At 57.5% G+C, this 21,808-nt stretch carries 24 protein-coding genes, 1 tRNA gene and 1 other RNA gene; 13 read left to right on the top strand and 13 right to left on the bottom strand.

Going from position 1 to position 21,808, the window contains the following annotated elements; translation table 11 throughout:
- Position 1: 1 nt before the first annotated feature.
- The 3 genes from AACV31_RS22350 (at position 2) to AACV31_RS22340 (ending at position 747) form a co-directional block, all read left to right on the top strand.
- Positions 2-77: transfer RNA gene (locus tag AACV31_RS22350), tRNA-Lys, on the top strand.
- 31 nt (positions 78-108) lie between these two features.
- Positions 109-239, top strand: a non-coding RNA gene (locus AACV31_RS22345) — RtT sRNA.
- 175 nt (positions 240-414) lie between these two features.
- Positions 415-747 (top strand): FlxA-like family protein, encoded by a 333-nt coding sequence (locus tag AACV31_RS22340; RefSeq protein ID WP_007763005.1) that lies wholly within the window; start codon positions 415-417, stop codon positions 745-747.
- Between the two features lie 81 nt (positions 748-828).
- Here the strand turns inward: AACV31_RS22340 and AACV31_RS22335 are convergent, their stop codons facing one another.
- From AACV31_RS22335 to zipA, 3 genes are all read right to left on the bottom strand, one after another.
- Positions 829-1,044: a DUF3820 family protein gene (locus AACV31_RS22335; protein ID WP_075198292.1), complete on the bottom strand. Its 216-nt coding sequence runs from the start codon at positions 1,042-1,044 to the stop codon at positions 829-831.
- Position 1,045: 1 nt separating this feature from the next.
- Positions 1,046-3,064 (bottom strand): NAD-dependent DNA ligase LigA, encoded by a 2,019-nt coding sequence (gene ligA, locus AACV31_RS22330; RefSeq protein ID WP_165156116.1) that lies wholly within the window; start codon positions 3,062-3,064, stop codon positions 1,046-1,048.
- A gap of 68 nt (positions 3,065-3,132) precedes the next feature.
- Entirely contained in the window at positions 3,133-4,092 is a 960-nt protein-coding gene (zipA, locus tag AACV31_RS22325; protein WP_075198290.1) for a cell division protein ZipA, read from the bottom strand.
- Positions 4,093-4,322: 230 nt separating this feature from the next.
- Here zipA and cysZ point away from each other — a divergent pair, with 230 nt between their 5' ends.
- The 6 genes from cysZ to AACV31_RS22295 all read left to right on the top strand — a co-directional run bounded on the left by cysZ (position 4,323) and on the right by AACV31_RS22295 (position 9,361).
- The gene (gene cysZ / locus AACV31_RS22320) at positions 4,323-5,084 is read left to right on the top strand and encodes a sulfate transporter CysZ (RefSeq protein ID WP_105538986.1); all 762 of its coding nucleotides are present in this window, start codon (positions 4,323-4,325) and stop codon (positions 5,082-5,084) included.
- 146 nt (positions 5,085-5,230) lie between these two features.
- Entirely contained in the window at positions 5,231-6,202 is a 972-nt protein-coding gene (gene cysK / locus AACV31_RS22315; protein ID WP_075198288.1) for a cysteine synthase A, read from the top strand.
- A gap of 384 nt (positions 6,203-6,586) precedes the next feature.
- On the top strand, positions 6,587-6,844 hold the full coding sequence (ptsH, locus tag AACV31_RS22310; RefSeq protein ID WP_000487600.1) for a phosphocarrier protein Hpr: 258 nt from the start codon (positions 6,587-6,589) through the stop codon (positions 6,842-6,844).
- Between the two features lie 43 nt (positions 6,845-6,887).
- Positions 6,888-8,615, top strand: coding sequence for a phosphoenolpyruvate-protein phosphotransferase PtsI (ptsI, locus tag AACV31_RS22305; RefSeq protein WP_007768202.1), 1,728 nt, complete (start codon positions 6,888-6,890; stop codon positions 8,613-8,615).
- Positions 8,616-8,658: 43 nt separating this feature from the next.
- Entirely contained in the window at positions 8,659-9,162 is a 504-nt protein-coding gene (crr, locus tag AACV31_RS22300) for a PTS glucose transporter subunit IIA (protein ID WP_004385842.1), read from the top strand.
- A 73-nt stretch (positions 9,163-9,235) separates the two neighbouring features.
- Positions 9,236-9,361 (top strand): hypothetical protein, encoded by a 126-nt coding sequence (locus tag AACV31_RS22295; RefSeq protein WP_255491301.1) that lies wholly within the window; start codon positions 9,236-9,238, stop codon positions 9,359-9,361.
- 5 nt (positions 9,362-9,366) lie between these two features.
- On the opposite strand, the gene cysM is transcribed toward AACV31_RS22295, so the two are convergent.
- The 8 genes from cysM to AACV31_RS22255 all read right to left on the bottom strand — a co-directional run bounded on the left by cysM (position 9,367) and on the right by AACV31_RS22255 (position 16,430).
- A complete protein-coding gene (gene cysM, locus AACV31_RS22290) occupies positions 9,367-10,278 on the bottom strand; it encodes a cysteine synthase CysM (protein WP_007768207.1) in 912 nt (303 codons plus the stop codon).
- A 118-nt stretch (positions 10,279-10,396) separates the two neighbouring features.
- The gene (gene cysA, locus AACV31_RS22285) at positions 10,397-11,491 is read right to left on the bottom strand and encodes a sulfate/thiosulfate ABC transporter ATP-binding protein CysA (RefSeq protein WP_165156114.1); all 1,095 of its coding nucleotides are present in this window, start codon (positions 11,489-11,491) and stop codon (positions 10,397-10,399) included.
- On the bottom strand, positions 11,481-12,350 hold the full coding sequence (gene cysW / locus AACV31_RS22280; protein ID WP_165156112.1) for a sulfate/thiosulfate ABC transporter permease CysW: 870 nt from the start codon (positions 12,348-12,350) through the stop codon (positions 11,481-11,483). Before cysW ends, cysA begins: the two co-directional genes overlap by 11 nt.
- On the bottom strand, positions 12,350-13,180 hold the full coding sequence (cysT, locus tag AACV31_RS22275) for a sulfate/thiosulfate ABC transporter permease CysT (protein ID WP_041923793.1): 831 nt from the start codon (positions 13,178-13,180) through the stop codon (positions 12,350-12,352). Before cysT ends, cysW begins: the two co-directional genes overlap by 1 nt.
- Positions 13,180-14,196, bottom strand: a complete 1,017-nt coding sequence (locus tag AACV31_RS22270) for a sulfate ABC transporter substrate-binding protein (protein ID WP_165156110.1) — start codon at positions 14,194-14,196, stop codon at positions 13,180-13,182. Before AACV31_RS22270 ends, cysT begins: the two co-directional genes overlap by 1 nt.
- A 159-nt stretch (positions 14,197-14,355) precedes the next feature.
- The gene (locus tag AACV31_RS22265) at positions 14,356-15,258 is read right to left on the bottom strand and encodes a Dyp-type peroxidase (protein ID WP_075198283.1); all 903 of its coding nucleotides are present in this window, start codon (positions 15,256-15,258) and stop codon (positions 14,356-14,358) included.
- 91 nt (positions 15,259-15,349) lie between these two features.
- On the bottom strand, positions 15,350-15,934 hold the full coding sequence (locus AACV31_RS22260; RefSeq protein ID WP_165156108.1) for an RpoE-regulated lipoprotein: 585 nt from the start codon (positions 15,932-15,934) through the stop codon (positions 15,350-15,352).
- Positions 15,935-15,995: 61 nt separating this feature from the next.
- Positions 15,996-16,430: a DUF2919 domain-containing protein gene (locus AACV31_RS22255; protein ID WP_007763010.1), complete on the bottom strand. Its 435-nt coding sequence runs from the start codon at positions 16,428-16,430 to the stop codon at positions 15,996-15,998.
- Positions 16,431-16,528: 98 nt separating this feature from the next.
- Between AACV31_RS22255 and AACV31_RS22250 the strand changes: the two genes are divergently transcribed.
- Positions 16,529-16,930 carry a YgiW/YdeI family stress tolerance OB fold protein gene (locus tag AACV31_RS22250; RefSeq protein ID WP_007763011.1) on the top strand — a complete coding sequence of 134 codons (402 nt, stop codon included), beginning with the start codon at positions 16,529-16,531 and terminating at the stop codon, positions 16,928-16,930.
- A gap of 38 nt (positions 16,931-16,968) precedes the next feature.
- Here AACV31_RS22250 and AACV31_RS22245 read toward each other — a convergent pair whose 3' ends face one another.
- The gene (locus AACV31_RS22245) at positions 16,969-17,394 is read right to left on the bottom strand and encodes a GNAT family acetyltransferase (RefSeq protein ID WP_004388568.1); all 426 of its coding nucleotides are present in this window, start codon (positions 17,392-17,394) and stop codon (positions 16,969-16,971) included.
- Between the two features lie 214 nt (positions 17,395-17,608).
- Between AACV31_RS22245 and amiA the strand changes: the two genes are divergently transcribed.
- Both amiA and hemF read left to right on the top strand, forming a co-directional pair.
- The gene (gene amiA / locus AACV31_RS22240) at positions 17,609-18,484 is read left to right on the top strand and encodes an N-acetylmuramoyl-L-alanine amidase AmiA (RefSeq protein ID WP_105580644.1); all 876 of its coding nucleotides are present in this window, start codon (positions 17,609-17,611) and stop codon (positions 18,482-18,484) included.
- Between the two features lie 2 nt (positions 18,485-18,486).
- Positions 18,487-19,392: an oxygen-dependent coproporphyrinogen oxidase gene (gene hemF / locus AACV31_RS22235; protein ID WP_105538989.1), complete on the top strand. Its 906-nt coding sequence runs from the start codon at positions 18,487-18,489 to the stop codon at positions 19,390-19,392.
- Positions 19,393-19,422: 30 nt separating this feature from the next.
- On the opposite strand, the gene mtnA is transcribed toward hemF, so the two are convergent.
- Positions 19,423-20,442: an S-methyl-5-thioribose-1-phosphate isomerase gene (gene mtnA / locus AACV31_RS22230; protein WP_165156106.1), complete on the bottom strand. Its 1,020-nt coding sequence runs from the start codon at positions 20,440-20,442 to the stop codon at positions 19,423-19,425.
- Positions 20,443-20,547: 105 nt separating this feature from the next.
- On the opposite strand from mtnA, the gene mtnK reads away from it, so the two are divergent.
- Positions 20,548-21,747, top strand: coding sequence for an S-methyl-5-thioribose kinase (gene mtnK, locus AACV31_RS22225; protein WP_165156104.1), 1,200 nt, complete (start codon positions 20,548-20,550; stop codon positions 21,745-21,747).
- Positions 21,748-21,808 lie beyond the last annotated feature (61 nt).

The following is a 21,808-nucleotide window of genomic DNA, read 5'->3' as shown; positions in this document are numbered from 1 at the left end:
CGGGTCGTTAGCTCAGTTGGTAGAGCAGTTGACTTTTAATCAATTGGTCGCAGGTTCGAATCCTGCACGACCCACCAATGTAAAAAGGCGCCCTAAAGGCGCCTTTTTGCTTATCTGAACGTAAGAAAGATTCGAACCTGCAGCAGGTTCGTGTCGAGCCATTTATGGCGAGACAACGGAGCCGCTTGCGGCGACGGCCCGAAGGGCGAGCGAAGCGAGTCATCCTGCACGACCCACCAATGTAAAAAGGCGCCCTAAAGGCGCCTTTTTGCTATGCGCGCAATCCTCATCCTCACGCCTTTTACCGTATCCACCACCCTGCTTCACTTATATCCACGATTTTTTCTTCAAAACACTCAGTTTTCCCGTTCCTGTGCCGATACCTTTTCCAGGCCTATAACAAAGGAGAACATGATGTCGACGACCATTACTGCATCAACCCCGTCAGTCCAGACAAGCAGCAGCAGCGCGTCCAGCGGCAACGATATTGCGTCGCAAATTGCCCGCCTGACACAGCAAATCACCAAGCTTACGACCAAGCTTAAAGACCTTGCCAGCAGCGAAGGCAGCGCGGAAGAGAAGCAGAAACAGCAGCAGATTATTCAGAACCAGATCAAAATGTTGCAGGCGCAGCTCGCTCAGTTACAGCGTGAGCAGGCTGAACAGGCGCAGAAAAAACAGGAAAGCAAGCAGGTGGAAGCCGTGAAACAGGCCTCCAGCGATCATCAGATTGACATCTACGTATAAGAATAACGTTCTCACGGGCCGGTAACAGGGCCACGGTGAAATGGCAGGAAAAATCACGGCGCGAATTTTCGCGCCGTTTTTTCATCGCTTTTTCAGCGGCTGAACCAGATGGCCCAGCCCTTCTGATTTAATCAGCAGCGTCACCGCCATCAGCTCGCCAAGTTTTCCGGGGGGAAACTCATCCTTGCGGGCAAACCACAGCAGATACTCTTCCGGCAGATCGATAAGCCGGCGGCCTTTGTATTTACCAAACGGCATTTCCGTATTGGCGATAGCGATGAGTTGCTCTTTTTCCATATTACTCACCCAACAGGCGCAACATTTCCGCCTCGTCGATGACCTCAATGCCCAGCTCCTGCGCTTTCGCGAGTTTGGAGCCCGCCGCTTCACCGGCGATAAGCAGATCGGTTTTTTTCGACACGCTGCCGCTGACTTTCGCGCCCAGCGCCGCGAGGCGCGCTTTGGCGTCGTCGCGCGACATCTGGCTTAACGAGCCGGTCAGTACCACGGTTTTCCCGGCGAACGGGCTGTCTATCTCTTCAGCTTTCACCACCTGCGGCGCGGGCCAGTGAATGCCCACCTCTTCAGTGAGATCGCGGATCACCGCGCGGTTGCTCTCTTCTTCAAAGAAGTTGAACACGTGAGTCGCGACCACAATCCCGACATCCGGGACTTTTTGCAGATCGTCAATCGAGGCGTTAATCAGCGCCTCCAGCGTGCCGAAATGAGCCGCGAGCCCGGCGGCGGTCGCTTCGCCCACTTCCCGGATGCCGAGCGCATAGAGAAAACGCGCAAACGTGGTTTCTTTGGCTTTTTCCAGCGCAGTGACCAGATTTTGCGCCGATTTCGGCCCCATACGATCGAGCCCGGTCAGTTTACCCGCCGTCAGACGGAACAGATCGGCAGGCGTATGGACATATTCTTTCTCAACCAGCTGGTCGATGATTTTATCGCCCATGCCGTCCACATCCATGGCGCGACGCGAGACGAAATGCTTAAGCGCCTCTTTACGCTGGGCGCCGCAGATAAGCCCGCCGGTGCAGCGCGTCACCGCCTCGCCCTCTACGCGCTCGACATCCGAGCCGCAGACCGGGCATTGCGTCGGGAACACCACCGGACGCGTCTCTTCCGGGCGCTCAGAGAGCACCACGTTGACTACTTGCGGAATAACATCGCCCGCGCGGCGGATCACCACTTTATCGCCGATACGCAGCCCAAGGCGCGCGATCTCATCAGCGTTATGCAGCGTCGCGTTGCTCACCAGCACCCCCGCCACCTGCACCGGTTCAAGGCGCGCGACCGGCGTGATTGCCCCGGTGCGTCCGACCTGGAACTCGACGTCACGCACGGTCGTCAGTTGCTCCTGAGCCGGGAATTTAAACGCCACGGCCCAGCGTGGCGCGCGCGCCACAAAGCCCAGCTGTTCCTGAAGCGCCAGTGAATCCACTTTGATAACCACACCGTCGATATCAAACCCGAGCGTCGGCCTGTCGGCCTCAACCTGGTGGTAAAACGCCAGCACGTCTTCCGGGGTTTTGACCAGGCGAATACGATCGCTCACCGGCAGGCCCCAGGCTTTAAACTGTTGCAGACGATCCATATGACTGCGCGGCAGCTCGCCGCCTTCCAGCAGCCCGACGCCGTAACAGAAGAAGGTCAGCGGGCGTTTGGCCGTGACGCGCGGATCGAGCTGGCGCAGCGAACCCGCCGCTGCGTTACGCGGGTTGGCGAAAACTTTTCCGCCTGTGCGCCGGGCTTCTTCATTAATTTTTTCAAAGCCCGCCTGCGGCAGGAACACTTCGCCACGCACTTCGAGGCGCGCCGGAATGCTATCGCCATGCAGCTTCAGCGGAATGGCGCGAATGGTGCGCACATTAAGCGTGATATCTTCGCCGGTGGTGCCGTCACCGCGGGTGGCGGCGCGCACCAGCAGTCCATTTTCATAGAGCAGGCTGACCGCCAGGCCATCGAGTTTCAGCTCGCAGCAGTACTCCAGCGCATCGGTGTTTTTCAGACGATCCTGCACACGCTTGTTGAACGCCAGGAAACTCGCCTCGTCAAACACGTTATCCAGCGAAAGCATCGGCACTTCATGACGCACCTGGCTGAACGCGGTCAGCGGGGCTGCGCCAACGCGCTGGGTAGGCGAATCGGGCGTCACCAGCTCCGGATGCGCCTCTTCCAGCGCGCGCAGTTCGCGCATCAGGCGATCGTATTCGGCATCCGGCACTTCCGGCGCGTCCATGACATGGTAGAGAAATTCATGATGGCGAAGCGTGGTTCGCAGTTGAGTCAGTTTTTCTTCGATTGATTCCATAACGCACCATCAATGATAAAAAACCCCCGACAGGCGGGGGTTATGGGAGAAAGCTTAACGGCGGGCGGTTAGCCATTCGCCTCTTTCACATCGCGAATTCTGTCCTGATATTCACGCAGCTTCTGCGGCGTCATCATACGGCGCTGATCGTCCAGCACCACGCCGCCAACTTCATCGGCAATATGCTGCGCCGACTGCAACATCAGTTTGAAGTTTTGCAGCTCATCGCCAAACCCAGGCACCTGCATAAAGATGGTGATACCCGGCGTGGTGAAATCGGTCATGGTTTCCGGATCAAACGAACCCGGTTTAACCATATTCGCCAGGCTGAACAGCACAGGGCCGCTGCCATCCGGGCTCAGATGACGATGGAAAATGTTCATGTCGCCAAATTTAAAACCGGCCTGCTGAATGCTGTTGAACAGCACATCGCCATTAAGCTGGCTGCCCGCGTGGGCCGCCACGTTCATAATAATAACGGTTTCTTTCGGCTGCGGTTTTTCCGGCGCGCTTACGGGCGCGGGTTCGGAAACCGGCTCTGGCTGCGGCGCATGCTCGGCGACCGGCTGCGGCGCGGGTTGACGCATGGCAGGCTGTGCTGGCGCGGGCTGTTGCGGTTGCGGCGCAGTCTGGCGAACCGGCTGCGGCTGTTGCGGCTGATGCAGTGGCGCTTCAGGCGCTTCTCCGTACGTAGCCTCATGCTCCGGCTCGACCGGCTCGCGAACAGGCTGACGCGGCTGAGAAGGCGCGTAAGGCGGCTGATAGTTATGCTGAGGCTGGCGAGCCGGCGCGTTTTCCGGCACCGGCGCGCTGCGGCGCACGCGAACTTCGCCAACGCCGTCGTCATCCGGCTCATCGACGTCGTCTTCGTCTTCATCCTCATCGCGCTTCGATTTCATGCGCTTCATCGGACGATCGCGGAACATAGAAGAACGCTCCTTACGGCTGGTCCACAGACCGTGCACCAGTAAGGCGATTATGGCGATCGCGCCAACAATGATTAATATCAGACGCAAATCCTGCATCATTATATTCTCTGTTGTTCTAACACCTTGCCATGACGGCAAACATTTACTCACTAAGAGTATTTGCCCATTACGGCAAGTGCAAGTGCGCGCTCGGTTTTCCGGACAGAAAGATGAAAGAAATCGTGCTTTTTGCTGTTTTTTCGACCATTTCTCGGGTGGCGCAAATTTCCCTCTCGGTTAAGATAACCGGGCCCCGGTTCGGGGAGGCTAATAAGGAGCTTTGTGGAACTATGGTTTCAAACACAGGCGCGGGTTCGCGCAGCGGTCTGTACTACCTTTCAGAGGGATTCAGGCTGATAAGCCAGCCGGGTATCCGGCGCTTCGTGATCCTTCCCCTGCTGGTCAATTTCTTGCTGATGGGCGGCGCGTTCTGGTGGCTGTTCACTCGTCTCGATAACTGGATCCCGCGACTGATGTCTCATGTCCCGGAATGGCTGCAGTGGCTTAACTATCTGCTCTGGCCGCTGGCGGTAATCTCTGTCGTCCTGATTTTCGGCTATTTCTTTTCTACCGTAGCCAACTGGATAGCCGCGCCGTTTAATGGCCTGCTGGCGGAACAGCTGGAGGCCCGGCTTACCGGCGCCATGCCGCCGGATACCGGTATTTTCGGCATCATGAAAGATTTGCCGCGTATCATGAAGCGCGAATGGCAAAAACTCGCCTGGTATCTGCCCCGCGCGTTATTGCTGCTGCTGCTCTACTTTATTCCCGGAATCGGCCAGACCATCGCGCCGGTGCTCTGGTTCCTCTTTAGCGCCTGGATGCTCTCTATCCAGTATTGCGACTACCCGTTCGACAACCATAAAGTGCCATTTAAAACCATGCGTACTGCGCTGCGCGAGCGGAAAGGTTTAAATATGCAGTTCGGCGCGCTGGTCAGCCTCTTTACGCTGGTGCCGGTGCTGAATCTCGCGATTATGCCCGTAGCGGTCTGCGGCGCAACGGCGATGTGGGTGGATTGCTATCGCGGCAAACACGCCAGCTGGCGCTAGTCCGGCTGGCATATAGCCGGGCTTATTCCATACTCTTAAGCATTATTTCGCACGAGCATAACGATATACGAAATCCTTACTTCCTCAGGAGCGTTGAGCGGGTATGCTGGTGCAGTTCCCAAAATTCATACAGTTAAGGACGGGCTATGAGCAAGATTTTTGAAGACAATTCGTTGACTATTGGCCATACGCCGCTGGTTCGACTGAACCGCATCGGTAACGGACGCATTCTGGCGAAGGTGGAGTCACGTAACCCGAGCTTCAGCGTTAAATGCCGTATCGGTGCCAATATGATTTGGGATGCAGAGAAGCGCGGCGTACTGAAGCCTGGCGTGGAGCTGGTCGAGCCGACCAGCGGCAATACCGGTATTGCGCTGGCGTATGTCGCCGCCGCGCGTGGTTATAAGCTAACGCTGACCATGCCGGAAACCATGAGCGTTGAGCGCCGTAAACTGCTGAAAGCGCTGGGCGCGAACCTGGTGCTGACCGAAGGCGCTAAAGGCATGAAAGGCGCCATCCAGAAAGCTGAAGAGATTGTCGCAAGCGATCCGTCGAAATATCTGCTGTTGCAGCAGTTCAGCAACCCGGCTAACCCGGAAATTCATGAAAAAACCACCGGTCCGGAAATCTGGGAAGATACCGACGGCCAGGTTGACGTGTTTATCTCAGGCGTTGGTACTGGCGGGACGCTGACCGGCGTGAGCCGTTATATCAAAAACACCAAAGGCAAAACTGACCTGATTACCGTCGCGGTTGAGCCGACGGATTCGCCGGTTATCGCGCAGGCGATCGCAGGCCAGGAACTGAAACCGGGCCCGCACAAGATTCAGGGTATCGGCGCAGGCTTTATCCCGGGCAACCTGGATCTCAAGCTGGTCGATAAAGTCATGGGCATTACCAATGAAGAGGCTATCTCGACCGCGCGCCGCCTGATGGAAGAAGAAGGCATTCTGGCCGGTATCTCTTCTGGCGCCGCCGTTGCCGCCGCGCTCAAACTTCAGGAAGACGAAACCTTTACCAATAAGAATATTGTGGTTATCCTGCCGTCTTCGGGTGAACGTTATTTAAGCACCGCGCTGTTTGCCGATCTCTTCACTGAGAAAGAATTGCAACAGTGATGCCAGATTGTTAAATATGCGCAAAAAAGCACCCAAAGGGGTGCTTTTTTGTGGCATGCATCAAACTTTTGCCTTGTATGGCATTGCCTGGATCGACCGGGTCTGGTATTTAACCAGCAATTATTTCGATGCGTGAAATTAATCCCGAGGCGAATTGATGTGTGCTGAATCGATTTAACGATTTGGTCATGCTACTTCGTTCGCGTCATAATGATTAATGACGAGCGAAACGCGAGCCGCATGGAACACGATGCCATGCGTTTTTCGTGATTCAGGCATCCATGCTGCGTTCCGTTACGCCGGCGCTAACTATACAGGCTAAAGTCCCGCCGCCAGGCTAGACTTTAGTTCCACAACACTAAACCTATAAGTTGGGGAAATACAATGTTCCAGCAAGAAGTGACTATTACCGCTCCGAACGGTCTGCATACCCGCCCTGCTGCTCAGTTTGTAAAAGAAGCGAAAGGCTTCACCTCCGAGATCACTGTGACTTCCAACGGCAAAAGCGCCAGCGCAAAAAGCCTGTTTAAACTGCAGACTCTGGGCCTGACTCAGGGCACCGTTGTGACCATCTCCGCGGAAGGCGAAGATGAGCAGAAAGCAGTAGAGCATCTGGTAAAACTGATGGCTGAACTCGAGTAAGTTCCGGGTTCTTATTAAAATCAGTCACAAGTAAGGTAGGGTTATGATTTCAGGCATTTTAGCGTCTCCGGGTATCGCTTTCGGCAAAGCATTGCTGCTGAAAGAAGATGAAATTGTCATCGACCGGAAAAAAATTTCTGCCGATAAGGTTGATCAGGAAGTTGAACGTTTCCTGAGTGGTCGCGCCAAAGCCTCCGCTCAGCTGGAAGCGATTAAGATCAAGGCCGGCGAAACTTTCGGTGAAGAAAAGGAAGCTATCTTCGAAGGCCACATCATGTTGCTGGAAGATGAAGAGCTGGAGCAGGAAATCATAGCCCTGATTAAGGATAAGCACATCACTGCCGACGCGGCAGCGCATGAGGTTATCGAAGGTCAGGCGACCGCCCTGGAAGAGCTGGACGATGAATACCTGAAAGAACGCGCCGCTGATGTGCGCGACATCGGTAAACGTCTGCTGCGCAACATTCTGGGCCTGGCCATTATTGATTTAAGCTCCATTCAGGATGAAGTTATTCTGGTGGCAGCGGATTTGACCCCGTCGGAAACCGCACAGCTGAACCTGAAAAAGGTGCTGGGCTTTATTACCGATCTGGGCGGCCGAACCTCCCACACCTCTATCATGGCGCGCTCTCTTGAGCTGCCAGCGATTGTGGGCACCGGCAGCGTCACCGCTCAGGTGAAAAACGACGACTACCTGATCCTCGATGCGGTTAACAATAAAGTCTACGTTAACCCGACGAACGAAGAGATCGAATCGCTGCGCGCGATTCAGACTCAGGTCGCCGAAGAAAAAGCAGAGCTTGCGAAGCTCAAAGATCTGCCGGCCATCACCCTTGACGGCCATCAGGTTGAAGTCTGCGCGAACATCGGCACCGTGCGCGATGTGGCAGGCGCCGAGCGTAACGGCGCTGAAGGCGTAGGCCTCTACCGTACCGAATTCCTGTTCATGGATCGCGACTCCCTGCCGACGGAAGAAGAGCAGTTCCAGGCGTATAAAGCCGTGGCTGAAGCGTGTGGCTCGCAGGCGGTTATCGTGCGTACCATGGACATCGGCGGCGACAAAGAGCTGCCGTACATGAACTTCCCGAAAGAAGAAAACCCGTTCCTTGGCTGGCGTGCGATTCGTATCGCAATGGATCGTAAAGAGATCCTGCGCGATCAGGTACGTGCGATCCTGCGCGCCTCCGCGTTCGGCAAACTGCGCATCATGTTCCCGATGATTATTTCGGTTGAAGAAGTGCGCGCGCTGAAAAAAGAGATCGACGTTTTCAAACAAGAACTGCGTGACGAAGGCAAAGCTTTCGACGAAACGATTGAAATCGGCGTAATGGTGGAAACGCCGGCGGCCGCGACTATCGCGCGTCACCTCGCCAAAGAAGTCGATTTCTTCAGTATTGGTACCAACGATCTGACGCAGTACACCCTGGCGGTTGACCGCGGTAATGATATGATATCGCATCTTTACCAGCCGATGTCGCCGTCTGTCCTGAACCTCATCAAGCAAGTTATTGATGCATCTCATGCTGAAGGTAAGTGGACCGGCATGTGTGGTGAGCTTGCTGGCGACGAACGTGCTACACTTCTGTTGCTGGGGATGGGTCTGGATGAATTCAGTATGAGTGCCATTTCTATCCCGCGCATTAAGAAGATTATCCGTAACACGAACTTCGAAGATGCGAAGGTTTTAGCAGAGCAGGCTCTTGCTCAACCGACAACGGACGAGTTAATGACGCTGGTTAACAAGTTCATTGAAGAAAAAACAATCTGCTAATCCACGAGATGCGGCCCAAATTACTGCTTAGGAGAGAAGGCTAATGGGGTTATTTAGTAAACTGTTCGGTGATAAAGGCAATAGCGACACCGGAACCATTGAGATCGTTGCTCCACTGTCTGGTGAAATCGTTAACATCGAAGATGTGCCGGATGTAGTGTTCGCAGAGAAAATCGTTGGTGATGGCATCGCTATCAAACCGACCGGTAACAAAATGGTTGCGCCGGTTGATGGCACCATCGGTAAGATTTTCGAAACTAACCACGCTTTCTCTATCGAATCGGACAGCGGCATCGAACTGTTCGTTCACTTCGGTATTGATACCGTTGAGCTGAAAGGCGAAGGCTTCAAACGCATCGCTGAAGAAGGCCAGCGCGTGAAGAAAGGCGATCCGGTTATCGAATTCGATCTGCCGCTGCTGGAAGAGAAAGCAAAATCCACGCTGACGCCGGTTGTCATTTCTAATATGGACGAAATCAAAGAGCTGACCAAGCTTTCTGGTAGCGTAACCGTCGGTGAAACGCCGGTCATCCGTATCAAGAAATAAGACTGACTCGTGTACAAAAATGGCGCCGCAAGGCGCCATTTTTTTATCTGAACCTGACCACGGACTCCGGACCATGCGCCACTGGCGTTTCCTCTGCCTGTTTTTCGCCCTGCGGCTACCGGGCTGGATGCGTTACTGGAAGACGCGGCAGCTGAAATCCCGCGTGAAATCTGAACCGGCGGGCGTACGCCCGCCGTGATTGCGTTAAATGCCCGCGCCCTGGCTGTAGATCTCTTCGCTAAAGACGCCCGTGGAAAGATAACGGTCGCCCCTGTCGCAGATAATCGCCACCACGACAGCGCCCGGATTCTCGCGCGCCACGCGCAGCGCGCCGCATACCGCGCCGCCGGAGCTGACCCCGCAGAAAATGCCTTCTTTACGCGCCAGATCGCGCATCGTGTTTTCCGCATCGCGATGATGAATATCCAGCACGTCGTCCACCAACGAGGCGTCAAAAATCCCCGGCAGATATTCTGCAGGCCAGCGGCGGATACCCGGAATACTGCTGCCCTCTTCCGGCTGTAAACCGACTACGGTCACCGGTTTTGCCTGTTCGCGCAAAAAGCGGCTGACACCGGTGATCGTGCCGGTCGTGCCCATGCTGGAGACAAAATGGGTGAGGCGCCCTTCAGTCTGACGCCAAATCTCAGGGCCGGTCGTCGTGTAGTGCGCCCAGGGGTTATCAGGGTTATTGAACTGATCGAGAATAATGCCTTCGCCGCGCGTTGCCATCTCTGCGGCCAGATCGCGCGCGCCTTCCATTCCCTGCTCCCGGCTCACCAGCACCAGCTTCGCGCCATACGCCTGCATGGCCGCCTTGCGCTCCATGCTCATGTTATCGGGCATCAGCAACGTCATGCGATACCCTTTAACGGCGGCAATCATCGCCAGCGCAATGCCGGTATTGCCGCTGGTGGCTTCAATCAGCGTGTCGCCAGGCTTGATGTCGCCCCGCGCCTCGGCGCGGGTAATCATCGCCAGCGCCGCCCTGTCCTTGACGGAGCCTGCCGGGTTATTGCCTTCGAGTTTGACCCAGATTTCGCTGCCGTTGTCCGGCCCCAGGCGCTGGAGTTTTACCAGCGGTGTGTTGCCGATAGTATTTTCGAGTGTATTCACGATGTTTACTCAATAAAAAAGCCGGGCGTCGCTTTGCTTACCCGGCCTGGAAAATGCAGTGATGACTGTCGGCACGGCAAGCATAGCGCCACCGGGCGATAAACTACTCCATAAGCTATCAGGCAGACTTCGCCAGAGCAATATTCTCGCGCGTCTCGATGCGCTCGTTGCCGTGGTAAATACGCGCGTGTTGCAGACCGACAAACAACCGCTCGCCGCGCTGCGGTACGTAATCTTCACGCAGCACCACCGTCAGCGGTTCGTCATACCAGCCCTGCGGCTGCACCACGAGCTGCATATAGTGGCCTTTCGGGCTCACTTCCAGCACATGCACCGGCAGCGGCGAATCAAGGTTCGTACGGCGGCTGACGTCCACTTCCCACGGGCGTAAGAAGAGATCCACCGGCCCCTGATAGGCAGGCGTAAAGCCGAGCGGCCAGCGATGCGCGCCGACATGGAACTGCCCGCCGCGCACGGTGCCCTTCAGGCGATTCACTTCGCCTAAAAACTCCAGTACGAAGCGGGTTGCCGGCTCACGCCACACCTGCTCCGGCGCATCGGCCTGTTCAATATCGCCCTGGCTCATCACCACCACGCGGTCGGCCACTTCCATCGCCTCTTCCTGATCGTGCGTCACGAACACGCTGGTGAACTTCAGTTCTTCATGCAGCTGGCGCAGCCAGCGCCGAAGCTCTTTACGCACCTGGGCGTCGAGCGCGCCGAAGGGTTCGTCCAGCAGCAGAATTTGCGGCTCTACGGCCAGCGCGCGCGCCAGCGCCACGCGCTGTTTCTGGCCGCCAGAAAGCTGCGCCGGGTAGCGGTCGGCCAGATGCGCCAGTTGCACCATTTCCAGAAGCTGCGTCACTTTTTGTTTAATCGCCGCCGCGTTCGGGCGTTCGCGACGCGGCAGGACGGTGAGGCCAAACGCGATGTTGTCAAAGACCGTCATATGGCGAAACAGCGCGTAATGCTGGAACACAAAACCGACTTTACGCTCACGCGCGTGCAGGCGGCTCACGTCTGTACCGTGAAAGCGGATCTGCCCGCTTGTCTGGTGTTCAAGCCCGGCGATAATGCGCAGCAGCGTGGTTTTCCCGGAGCCGGACGGCCCCAGCAGCGCCACCATCTGGCCGGAAGGGATATCCAGAGAGATATCATTCAGCACCTGGGTGCGACCAAAAGATTTCTTAATATTGGCAATCTCAATGCTCATGATTTCCCTCCTGTTGCACGCGTTTTTCCTGATTATGCAGGCGCCATTGCAACGCACTCTTTAAAAACAGGGTCAGAATCGCCATCAGGGTCAGCAGCGCGGCGGCGGTAAACGCGCCGACGGTATTGTAGTCCTGCTCCAGCAGTTCAATCTGCAGCGGCAGCGACAGCGTCTCGCCGCGGATAGAGCCGGACACCACCGACACCGCGCCGAACTCGCCGATGGCGCGGGCGTTGGTCAGCACCACGCCGTAGAGCAGCGCCCAGCGAATATTGGGCAGCGTTACGCGGCGGAACATCTGCCAGCCTGAAGCGCCCAGCAAAATCGCCGCCTCATCTTCATGGCTGCCCTGGCTTAACATCACCGGCACCAGTTCGCGTACCACGAACGGACAGGTCACAAATATCGTCACCAGCGCCATGCCGGGCCAGGCGAACATAATCTGCATGTCGTGCGCGTCCAGCCAGCCGCCAAGCGGGCCGTTGGAGCCGTAAAACAGCAGGTAGACCAGCCCCGCCACCACGGGCGAGACGGCAAAAGGAATATCCAGCAGCGTCAGTAGCAGCTGACGACCCGGGAAGTTAAAGCGCGTCACAAGCCAGGCCAGCAGCGTGCCGAACACCAGATTCACCGGCACGGTAATCAGCGCGATCAGCACGGTCAGCCAGATGGCGTGCAGCATATCGGGGTTAGCGATATTCTCCAGCACCGGCATCAGGCCATCGGAAAAGGCTTTGGCGAAGATATAAATCATCGGCACCACGAGAATAAATGCCGACAGCAGCATCCCGATGCCGATAAGCAGCCATTTCCCCCAGTTTATGCGCGCGCCTGCGCGCGCCTGCGTCATCGTTGTCATCAGTGTCCCACCACCCTGCGTCCAAACCGGCTTTGCAGCGTGTTAATCGCAAACAATAGCAGCAGCGACGCGGCAAGGATAACCGAGGCGATAGCGCTCGCGGCCGGGTAGTCAAACTCCTGCAAACGCACAAAAATCATCAGCGAGGTCACTTCGGTTTTCCAGGCGATATTGCCCGCGATAAAAATCACCGCGCCAAACTCGCCAAGGCTGCGGGTGAAAGAGAGCGCCACGCCCGCCATCAGCGCCGGAGAAAGCTCCGGCAGCACTACCTTGCGAAAGCTTTGCAGGCGCGTGGCGCCCAGGGTTTCCGCCGCCTCTTCATACTCCGGGCCCAGCTCTTCGAGCACTGGCTGAACGGTACGCACCACAAAAGGAATACTGGTAAACGCCATCGCCACCGCGATGCCAAGCCAGGTATAGGTCACTTTGATATCAAACTTCGCCAGCCACTCGCCGTAGAAGCCATTCACCGAAAACAGCGAGGCGAGCGTCAGGCCAGCCACGGCGGTCGGCAGCGCGAACGGCAGATCCATCAGCGCGTCGAGCAGCGTGCGGCCCGGAAAGCGATAGCGGGTTAAAATCCAGGCCATCAGCAGGCCGAACGCGCCGTTAAACAGCGAGGCGACCGCCGCCGAGAGCAGCGTCACTTTGTACGCCGCCACGACCTGCGGGTTGGAAATCACGTCCCAGTACTGCGCCCAGCTCATCTGGGACACCTGCATCACCAGCGCGCTCAGCGGCAGCAGCAGGACAAGGCAGACAAACAGCAAACTGGTGCCGAGGCTTAACGTAAACCCCGGCAGCACGCGTTTAGACACAGCAAACATTACTTACGCCCCGCCGCCACCAGCTTGTCGAACTCACCGCCGCTGGCGAAATGGGTTTTCATTACGTCCGGCCATTTGCCGAACGCGTCTTCCACGCGAAACAGCTCGGTTTGCGGGAATTTGTCTTTCAGCGATTCCATCACCTGCGGGTTATTCACGCGGTAGTAATAGCTGGTGATAATCTGCTGCGCCTGCGGGCTGTAGAGCCAGTTGAGGTAGGCTTTGGCCGCTTTCTCTGTGCCGTTGGCCTTCACGTTTTTATCGACCCACGCCACCGGGAATTCCGCCAGGATATTCACCTTCGGCACGACTACTTCATAGCCTTCTTTGGCATACTGATTACGGATGTTATTCACTTCCGATTCAAAGCTAATCAGCACGTCGCCGAGGCCGCGCTCCACAAACGTAGTAGTCGCGCCGCGACCGCCGGTGTCGAACACCTCAACGTTTTTCAGGAACTGAGTCATGAACTGCTGGGTTTTGGCTTTATCGCCGCCGTCGGCTTTATCCGCCGCGCCCCAGGCCGCCAGATAGGTATAACGCGCGTTGCCGGAAGTTTTCGGGTTCGGGAAAATCAGTTTCACGTCCGGGCGCACCAGGTCATTCCAGTCGTGAATGTTTTTCGGGTTCCCTTTACGCACCAGGAACGCCATGGTGGAGTAAAACGGCGAGCTATTGTTCGGCAGACGCGCTTGCCAGTCGGCCGGGATCAGATTGCCTTTGTCATGCAGGATCTGAACGTCGGTCACCTGGTTATAAGTTACAACGTCTGCTTTTAAGCCCTGTAGGATCGCGAGCGCCTGCTTGGAGGAGCCCGCATGAGACTGTTTGATCGTCAGCTTATCGCCGTTGTTATCCTTCGCCCATTGCTGTTCAAACGACGGGTTCAGGGCAGCGAACAGCTCGCGCGAAACATCATAAGAGCTGTTAAGCAGTTCAGTCGCCTGCGCGGAACCTGCCATCAGCAGAGAAATCGCCAGCGAGCCCCATGCTTTTTTCACTGATTTCACGGCCATTTTGCACCTTATAAATGTGATAACGATCGAGCCATCAGTGTATTTATACGGGTGGGAAAGCTATACCGCTTTTATATACCGTTTAGTGATTTGCAAGTGCAAAAGGATATAAGACGAAGGGCGTGACGGCGCGGCCCGTAAGGCCGCGCGCGAAGGGGATCAGAGGTTAAGCAGGCGGGTCAGCGACGGGGCGAAATAGTAGCCGCCGGTCACCGGCCGCGTGAAGCGCAGCATGGCGTCGCGCTTGCCGTCCGTGTCGCCAAACATGCTCAGCAGTTGCTGCTCAATGTTATAAAGACGCGCGCAGTAGGCGCAGAAGTAGAGGCCATGCACGCCGCTGGCAGTACCATAAGGCAGGCTCTGGCGCACAATCTTCAGGCCTTTGCCATCTTCTTTCAGATCGACGCGAGAAAGATGTGACGTGACCGGACGCGCGTCGCCGTCAATCTCTTCGTTAGCGGCTTTGGTGCGCCCAATCATCATCTCCTGATCCGGCACGCTCATACGGTTGAGCTGTTTCAGGTTATGCTCCCAGCGCTGCACAAAGACGTAGCTGCCGCCCGCGTCAACGCCGTCCTGAATCACCGCCACCTCACGGCGCGTCTCTTCGCCCGCCGGGTTTTCGGTGCCGTCGACAAAGCCGCTCAGATCGCGATCTTCCACCCAGCGAAAACCGTGGGTTTCTTCTTCGATGTTCAGCGCGTCGCCGAACGCCTCCAGCGCCGCCTGGGCGACTGAGAAATTCACATCATGGCGCAGCGAGAGAATGTGGATCAGCACATCGTGCTGGGTAGCAGGCGCAAGCCCTTTGCCGAGCGGCGCAAAGTCTTTCAGCTCTGCCGCGCTGTCATCATTGGTAAGCGAACGCCACAACGTATGGCCGAACGCCACGACGACGCCGAGATTCGCCTCGGGAAACTGCGCCTGAAAGGTCGCTACTTTATCGGCGAAAATTTTGCTCGCCGCGCGCAGCGTCTCGCGCTGGCTTTCATCAACGCTCGCTTCAAGCCAGATAGCCGCGCGACAATGCTCCGGCAAAATGCCGCTTTGAACCACAGACATCACTCCTCCTGATAAACCGCTGCCACCGGGGTGGCAAAACCGGGCATATTGTACCCGATTTAACGGCTCAGGCGTTGCGTTTACGCAAGACTCAGCGGCGCCAGATAATCTTTTTCAGCGTCCAGCCTTTAAGCGCGTCATCCGGCGGCATCAGCTCCTGCGGGCCGCGCCATTCGCCGCTAAAGACATAGCTAATATGCTCGCTGCCAGGCGCTTTACACTCCACGCCCGCGTCATCCGGCGCGCTGGCTTTCTGACAGGCGCCCTGGGCTTTTTTATAGAGATCGCCAAACGGCGTCCCGATCTCCACGCCGCTGTCGGTGGGTATCGCTTTATCCAGCACGTCGATGCGGCTCACCGTGCCGTTTTCACCGTCAATGACCAGCGCCAGCTGATTCTCTTTCATCGCTTCGAAATAGCGCACAATGGTGCCGCCGTTGGCGCGCATGCCGCTGCGCAGGCGATAGTCGTCGCCCAGCGCCTCGCTCACCGCCGCTTCCTGAAGCGGCGTATCGGCAGTGATATCGCCGACGCCTTTTTCCGTCACTTCCAGCGACGATCCCCACCAGTCAAACCAGTGCCATGGCGCAGCCGCCGACCAGTTAACGTCAGAGAGCGTCGAGCACCCGCCCAGTAACAGCGATGTCCCACAAAGCAGCAGAGGCAATTTCTTCATTACGGTTCCTTATTCAGTCGACAATGTCTCGTTGGAGCGCAAAGACGGCAAAAAGTGCCGTTCAGGGCTGCGGCGTTTCAAAACAGGCGCGCAGACGGCGATGCGAGACCAGCAGCCACAGCGCCCAGGCATCCAGCGCCAGCAGAGCCAGGGCGATGCCGCCCGGCGTCTCGCGCCAAAGCAGCAAGGCCTGCGCTATCAGCATCACGGCCTGCGTCAGCATCAATACATAACGCGCGCCGCGCCACAGGCGCGGATAGTCATGCCGCCGCCCGCTTAATAAAAACGTCAGCATCGCGGGCAGCCCCGCGGCAAGACCCAGCCAGAAGCTTTGACGGTCGGGGTAAAAGAGCCCCAGCAGCGCTTCGCCCTGCCCGCGAGACGCGCCCGCCAGCACAAATAACCCCCAGGTACGCGCCTGTAATAACAGCACCGCCCAGAACAGCACCGGGGGTTTCAGCCAGCCGCGACTATCGTAATCGGAAGGTAAATACACGTATAAACCCTGGACTCTTTCGGTATTCGGTCCAGAATTATGTATTGTCTCATCCGACGAAGAAAGGTCTTCGTCGTACGTAACCCAAGGAGATGGAAATGAAAAAACAGCTTATTGCTCTGTGTATCGCCGCTTCAGCGCTGTCCGTAACGCCTGTTATGGCGCAGAAAGGCGGCTTCTCAGGCCCGGATAACAGCGCCAGCGCTAACGCCACCAACAAAGGCGGTTTCCAGGGGCCGGACGCCGCGAGCACCACCGTCAGCGAAGCGAAGAACCTGCGCGATGACGCGTGGGTGGTGCTCGAAGGCAACATCGTGCGCAAGATGGGCAAAGAGCTCTATGAGTTCCGCGACGCCAGCGGCAGCATCAACGTAGACATTGACGACCACGTCTGGAACGGCGCGACCATCACGCCGAAAGACAAAGTGCGTCTCGAAGGTGAAGTTGATAAAGACTGGAATTCCGTCGAAATCGACGTGAAGAAAATCACCAAAGGCTAAACGCCTGACTCACCCGGCCCTGGCCGGGTGAACCGTTATCAGTACTCCTGATCCTCAATGAGCCGTTTGCCAAGGCTAATCACATCCTGATGTTCATAGCCAAGCCGCTCGTACATACCAAGCACGACGTCATTTTCTTCGCGGATCTGGATATTGATTTTCGGGCAGCCGCGCGCGATGAGCTTCTTCTCAAGGCGGTTTAAGAGCGCGTTCGCAATGCCGCGCCCGCGAAATTCCGGGTGTACGCCCAGGTAATACGCCGATCCGCGATGGCCGTCATAGCCGCCCATGATGGAGCCGACGATTTCGCCGCTCACTTCCGCCACCAGAAAAAGATCCGGGTCATGGTTAAGTTTACGTTCGATATCCATTTCAGGATCGTTCCACGAACGCAGCAGATCGCAACGCTCCCACAGGGTGATGACTTCTTCAAAGTCGGCCTGGCGAAAAACGCGTATCTCCATGGTATTCCCCGTCTTTTATGGCATAAAAACCGAGATTATGGCGCTACCGGCGCCAATAGCCAATATCTTCGGCAAAAGTTCGTTGAAAATGGCATACTGGCGACTCATCACGCCCTGAAATGAATAGTAAAACTTTTGTTGCAACAGGGTGTCGTTTCACCCCGTTACGCCAGGTTATAACACTCCAGGACAGTAAAATCAGAAGTCAGGACGCATGAGCACTTTCAAACCCTTAAAAAAACTCACCTCGCGACGTCAGCTATTGCGCGCAGGCCTTGCCGCGCTCGCACTGACCGGTATTAACCAGGCGCTGGCGAAAGAAGAGAGCCCGGCGCTCAGCACGCGTAACAGTCACAGCAAACCGAAGGCGAAAAAAGCGGGCGCGCGCCGTCTCGTGATGCTCGATCCAGGTCACGGCGGCATCGATACCGGCGCTATCGGCCATAACGGCTCGAAAGAAAAGCATGTGGTGCTCGCCATCGCGAAAAACGTGCGCGCCATTTTGCGCGCCCACGGCATCGACGCCAAACTGACGCGCAGCAACGACACTTTCATCCCGCTCTACGATCGCGTTGAAATCGCACACAAACACGGCGCGGACCTGTTCATGTCGATTCACGCCGACGGCTTTACCAGCCCCAGCGCCGCGGGCGCGTCGGTCTTCGCGCTCTCCAACCGCGGCGCCAGTAGCGCCATGGCAAAATACCTCTCCGAGCGTGAAAACGCCGCCGACGACGTGGCTGGCAGCAAGGTCAAAAATAAAGATCACTATCTGCAACAGGTGCTGTTCGATCTGGTGCAGACCGACACCATTAAAAATAGCCTGACGCTCGGCTCGCATATTCTGCGCCAGATAAAACCGGTTCACCGTCTGCACAGCCGTAACACGGAACAGGCGGCGTTCGTGGTGCTGAAGTCGCCGTCGATCCCGTCTGTGCTGGTGGAAACCTCGTTTATCACCAACCCGCAGGAAGAAAAGCTGCTGGGCACGGCCGCTTTTCGCCAGAAGATAGCGACCGCCATCGCCAATGGGGTCATCAGCTATTTCAACTGGTTTGATAACCACAAAGCCCACTCGAAACGAGGCTAACGATGGCACCCGATATTCAGCGCGTAAAAGCTTTTCTGCTCGATTTACAGGACCGTATCTGCCAGCAACTGGCGGCGGTGGATGGCGACCATTTCGTCGAAGACGCCTGGCAGCGTGAAGGCGGCGGCGGCGGACGTAGCCGTGTGTTGCGCGACGGCGTGGTGTTCGAGCAGGCGGGCGTGAATTTCTCCCATGTGCATGGCGACGCCATGCCCGCGTCCGCCACCGCGCACCGCCCGGAACTGGCAGGCCGCAGCTTTGAGGCGATGGGCGTGTCGCTGGTCGTGCATCCGCGCAACCCGTATGTGCCGACAAGCCACGCCAACGTGCGCTTTTTCATTGCTGAGAAACCGGGCGCCGATCCGGTCTGGTGGTTTGGCGGCGGCTTTGATTTAACGCCGTTTTATGGCTTTGAAGAGGACGCGGTGCACTGGCACCGCACCGCGCGGGATCTCTGCGCGCCTTTTGGCGATGACGTCTACCCGCGTTATAAAAAATGGTGCGATGATTATTTCTATCTTAAGCATCGCCAGGAAGCGCGCGGCATCGGCGGGCTGTTCTTCGACGATCTCAACACGCCCGATTTCGATACCTGCTTTGCGTTTATGCAGGCGGTGGGCGACGGCTATCTCAAGGCTTATTTGCCCATTGTGGAGCGCCGTAAAGCATTGCCCTGGGGCGAGCGCGAGCGCGAATTCCAGCTCTACCGTCGCGGCCGCTATGTGGAGTTTAATCTGGTGTGGGACCGCGGCACGCTGTTTGGCCTGCAAACCGGCGGGCGCACCGAGTCGATACTGATGTCGATGCCGCCGCTGGTGCGCTGGGAATATGGCTATCAGCCGGAAGAAAACAGCCCGGAAGCGGCGCTGTACCGCGATTTCCTGCCGGTGCGCGACTGGGTGAAATAACGCGGCGTCCGCCTCGCGCGGACGCCGTTTTTACCCGGCGAAACGCCCGTTCGCCACATCCACTGGCGTCACCACGCCGCTGTCCAGCACCCAGCCGCTAATCAGCGCGGCCGGGGTCACGTCAAACGCCGGGTTATAGACGCGCGCGTCTTCCGGCGCCCACTGTACCGCGCCGAAGCTGCCCGCCACGCCGGTGACTTCCGCCGCTGAGCGCTGCTCAATCGGGATCGCCGCGCCGTTCGGGCACGCCGGATCGAGCGTGGTCTGCGGGGCCGCCACGTAAAACGGCACGCCATGGAACTTCGCCAGTACGGCAAGCGAATAGGTGCCGATTTTATTCGCCACGTCGCCATTGGCCGCGATGCGATCCGCGCCCACCCAGACGGCGTCTACCTGCCCCTGCGCCATCAGGCTCGCCGCCATCGAATCGGTGATCAGCTGATACGGCACGCCAAGCTCGCCAAGCTCCCAGGCGGTTAAGCGCCCGCCCTGCAAGAGCGGTCGGGTTTCATCCACCCAGACGTTCGCCACCTTGCCCGCTTCATGCGCGCGCGCAATCACGCCCAGCGCCGTGCCGACGCCCGCCGTCGCGAGCCCGCCGGTATTGCAGTGGGTGAGCAGACGGCTGCCGGGCGTCACGAGTTCACTCCCGGCGCGCGCGATGCGCTCGCACAGCTCGCGATCTTCCTGCACCAGGCGCAAGGCTTCCGCCCCCAGCGCCGCCACGAAATCCGGCTGCGCGAGCGCCTGTTTCATGCGGTCGAGATTGTTCATCAGGTTCACCGCCGTCGGGCGTGCCGCGCGCAGCACCTCGAGCGCCTGACCTAGCGCGTCGCGCGTCATGCCATGTTCGGCCAGCAGCGCCAGCAACAGGCTTGCCGAAAGCCCAATCAACGGCGCGCCGCGCACCCGCAGCGCGTGGATATGTCCCACCAGCGCTTCTGTGTTATCGGCGGGCAGCCAGTTTTTCTGCTGCGGCAGCGCCTGCTGGTCGAGGATCCAAAGCTGGTTATCCACCACCCGCAGGCTGGTCGTCTGAAGTGTCTGCATGCGTTAAATCCTTGTTGCGTTAATGTGTTCCATTGTGTCAGGATGAAATCCAGATGTATAGACGTCTGTACGGCTTTATAACCAGATTGAATGAGGATATCAGCAATGTCGCAATACCGAACCTTTACGGCCAGCGATGCGGTGGCTTATGCGCAACAATTTGGCGGACTCAGCGCGCCGGAAGAACTGGTCAGCGCGCAGGAGATCGGCGACGGCAATCTCAATCTGGTTTTTAAAATCTTTGATACGCAGGGCACGAGCCGCGTTATCGTTAAACAGGCGCTGCCCTACGTACGCTGCGTGGGGGAATCCTGGCCGCTGACGCTCGATCGCGCGCGCCTCGAAGCCCAGACGCTGGTGGCGCATTATCAGCACTGCCCGGCGCATACGGTCAAAATTCATCATTACGATCCGGCGCTTGCCGTCATGGTGATGGAAGATCTCTCCGATCACCGGATCTGGCGCGGCGAGCTGATCAAAGGCGCGCACTACCCGCAGGCGGCGCGACAGCTTGGCGAATATCTGGCGCAGACGCTGTTTCATACCAGCGATTTTTATCTGCACCCCCATGCGAAAAAGGCCGAGGTGGCGCGCTTTATTAACCCCGAAATGTGCGAGATCACCGAAGATCTGTTCTTTAACGATCCGTATCAGGTTCATGAGCGCAATAACTACCCGGCCGCTCTTGAAGCCGAGATCGCCGCGCTGCGCGACGACAACCCGCTGAAGTGCGCCGTGGCCGCGCTCAAACACCGCTTTTTCTCCCATGCCGAAGCGCTGCTGCACGGCGATATTCACAGCGGCTCGATTTTTGTCGCCGACGGCAGCCTGAAGGCGATCGACGCCGAGTTCGGGTATTTCGGCCCGGTGGGCTTTGATGTTGGTACGGCTATCGGCAACCTGCTGCTGAACTACTGCGGCGCGCCGGGCCAGCTCGGCATCCGCGAAGCCGCCGACGCGCGCGAGCAGCGCCTTATCGATATCGCCACGCTGTGGCACACCTTCGCCGAGCGTTTCCAGACGCTGGCGCGCGAGAAAACCCGCGATGCGGCGCTGGCCCAGCCGGGTTACGCCAGCGAGTTTTTGAAAAAGGTGTGGACGGATGCCGTTGGTTTTGCCGGTACGGAGCTTATCCGCCGAAGCGTCGGGCTGTCTCACGTGGCGGATATCGATACCATTCAGGATGAAGAGATGAAGCTGTCATGCCTGCGCCACGCCATCGGGCTTGGCAAGGCGCTGATCCTCCTTGCCCCGCGTATTGAGAGCGCCGACGAGTTTATCGCCCGCGTGCGGCAGTACGGTTAATCGGCCCCGGTGGGTGCGCTGCGCTTACCCACCCTACAAAACAATTTTTTCCCCCGTAGGG

Origin of the sequence: Cronobacter sp. EKM101R (genome assembly GCF_963888145.1) — a bacterium.
Lineage (GTDB): Bacteria > Pseudomonadota > Gammaproteobacteria > Enterobacterales > Enterobacteriaceae > Cronobacter > Cronobacter turicensis.
This window is presented reverse-complemented; position numbering and strand designations above follow the sequence as displayed.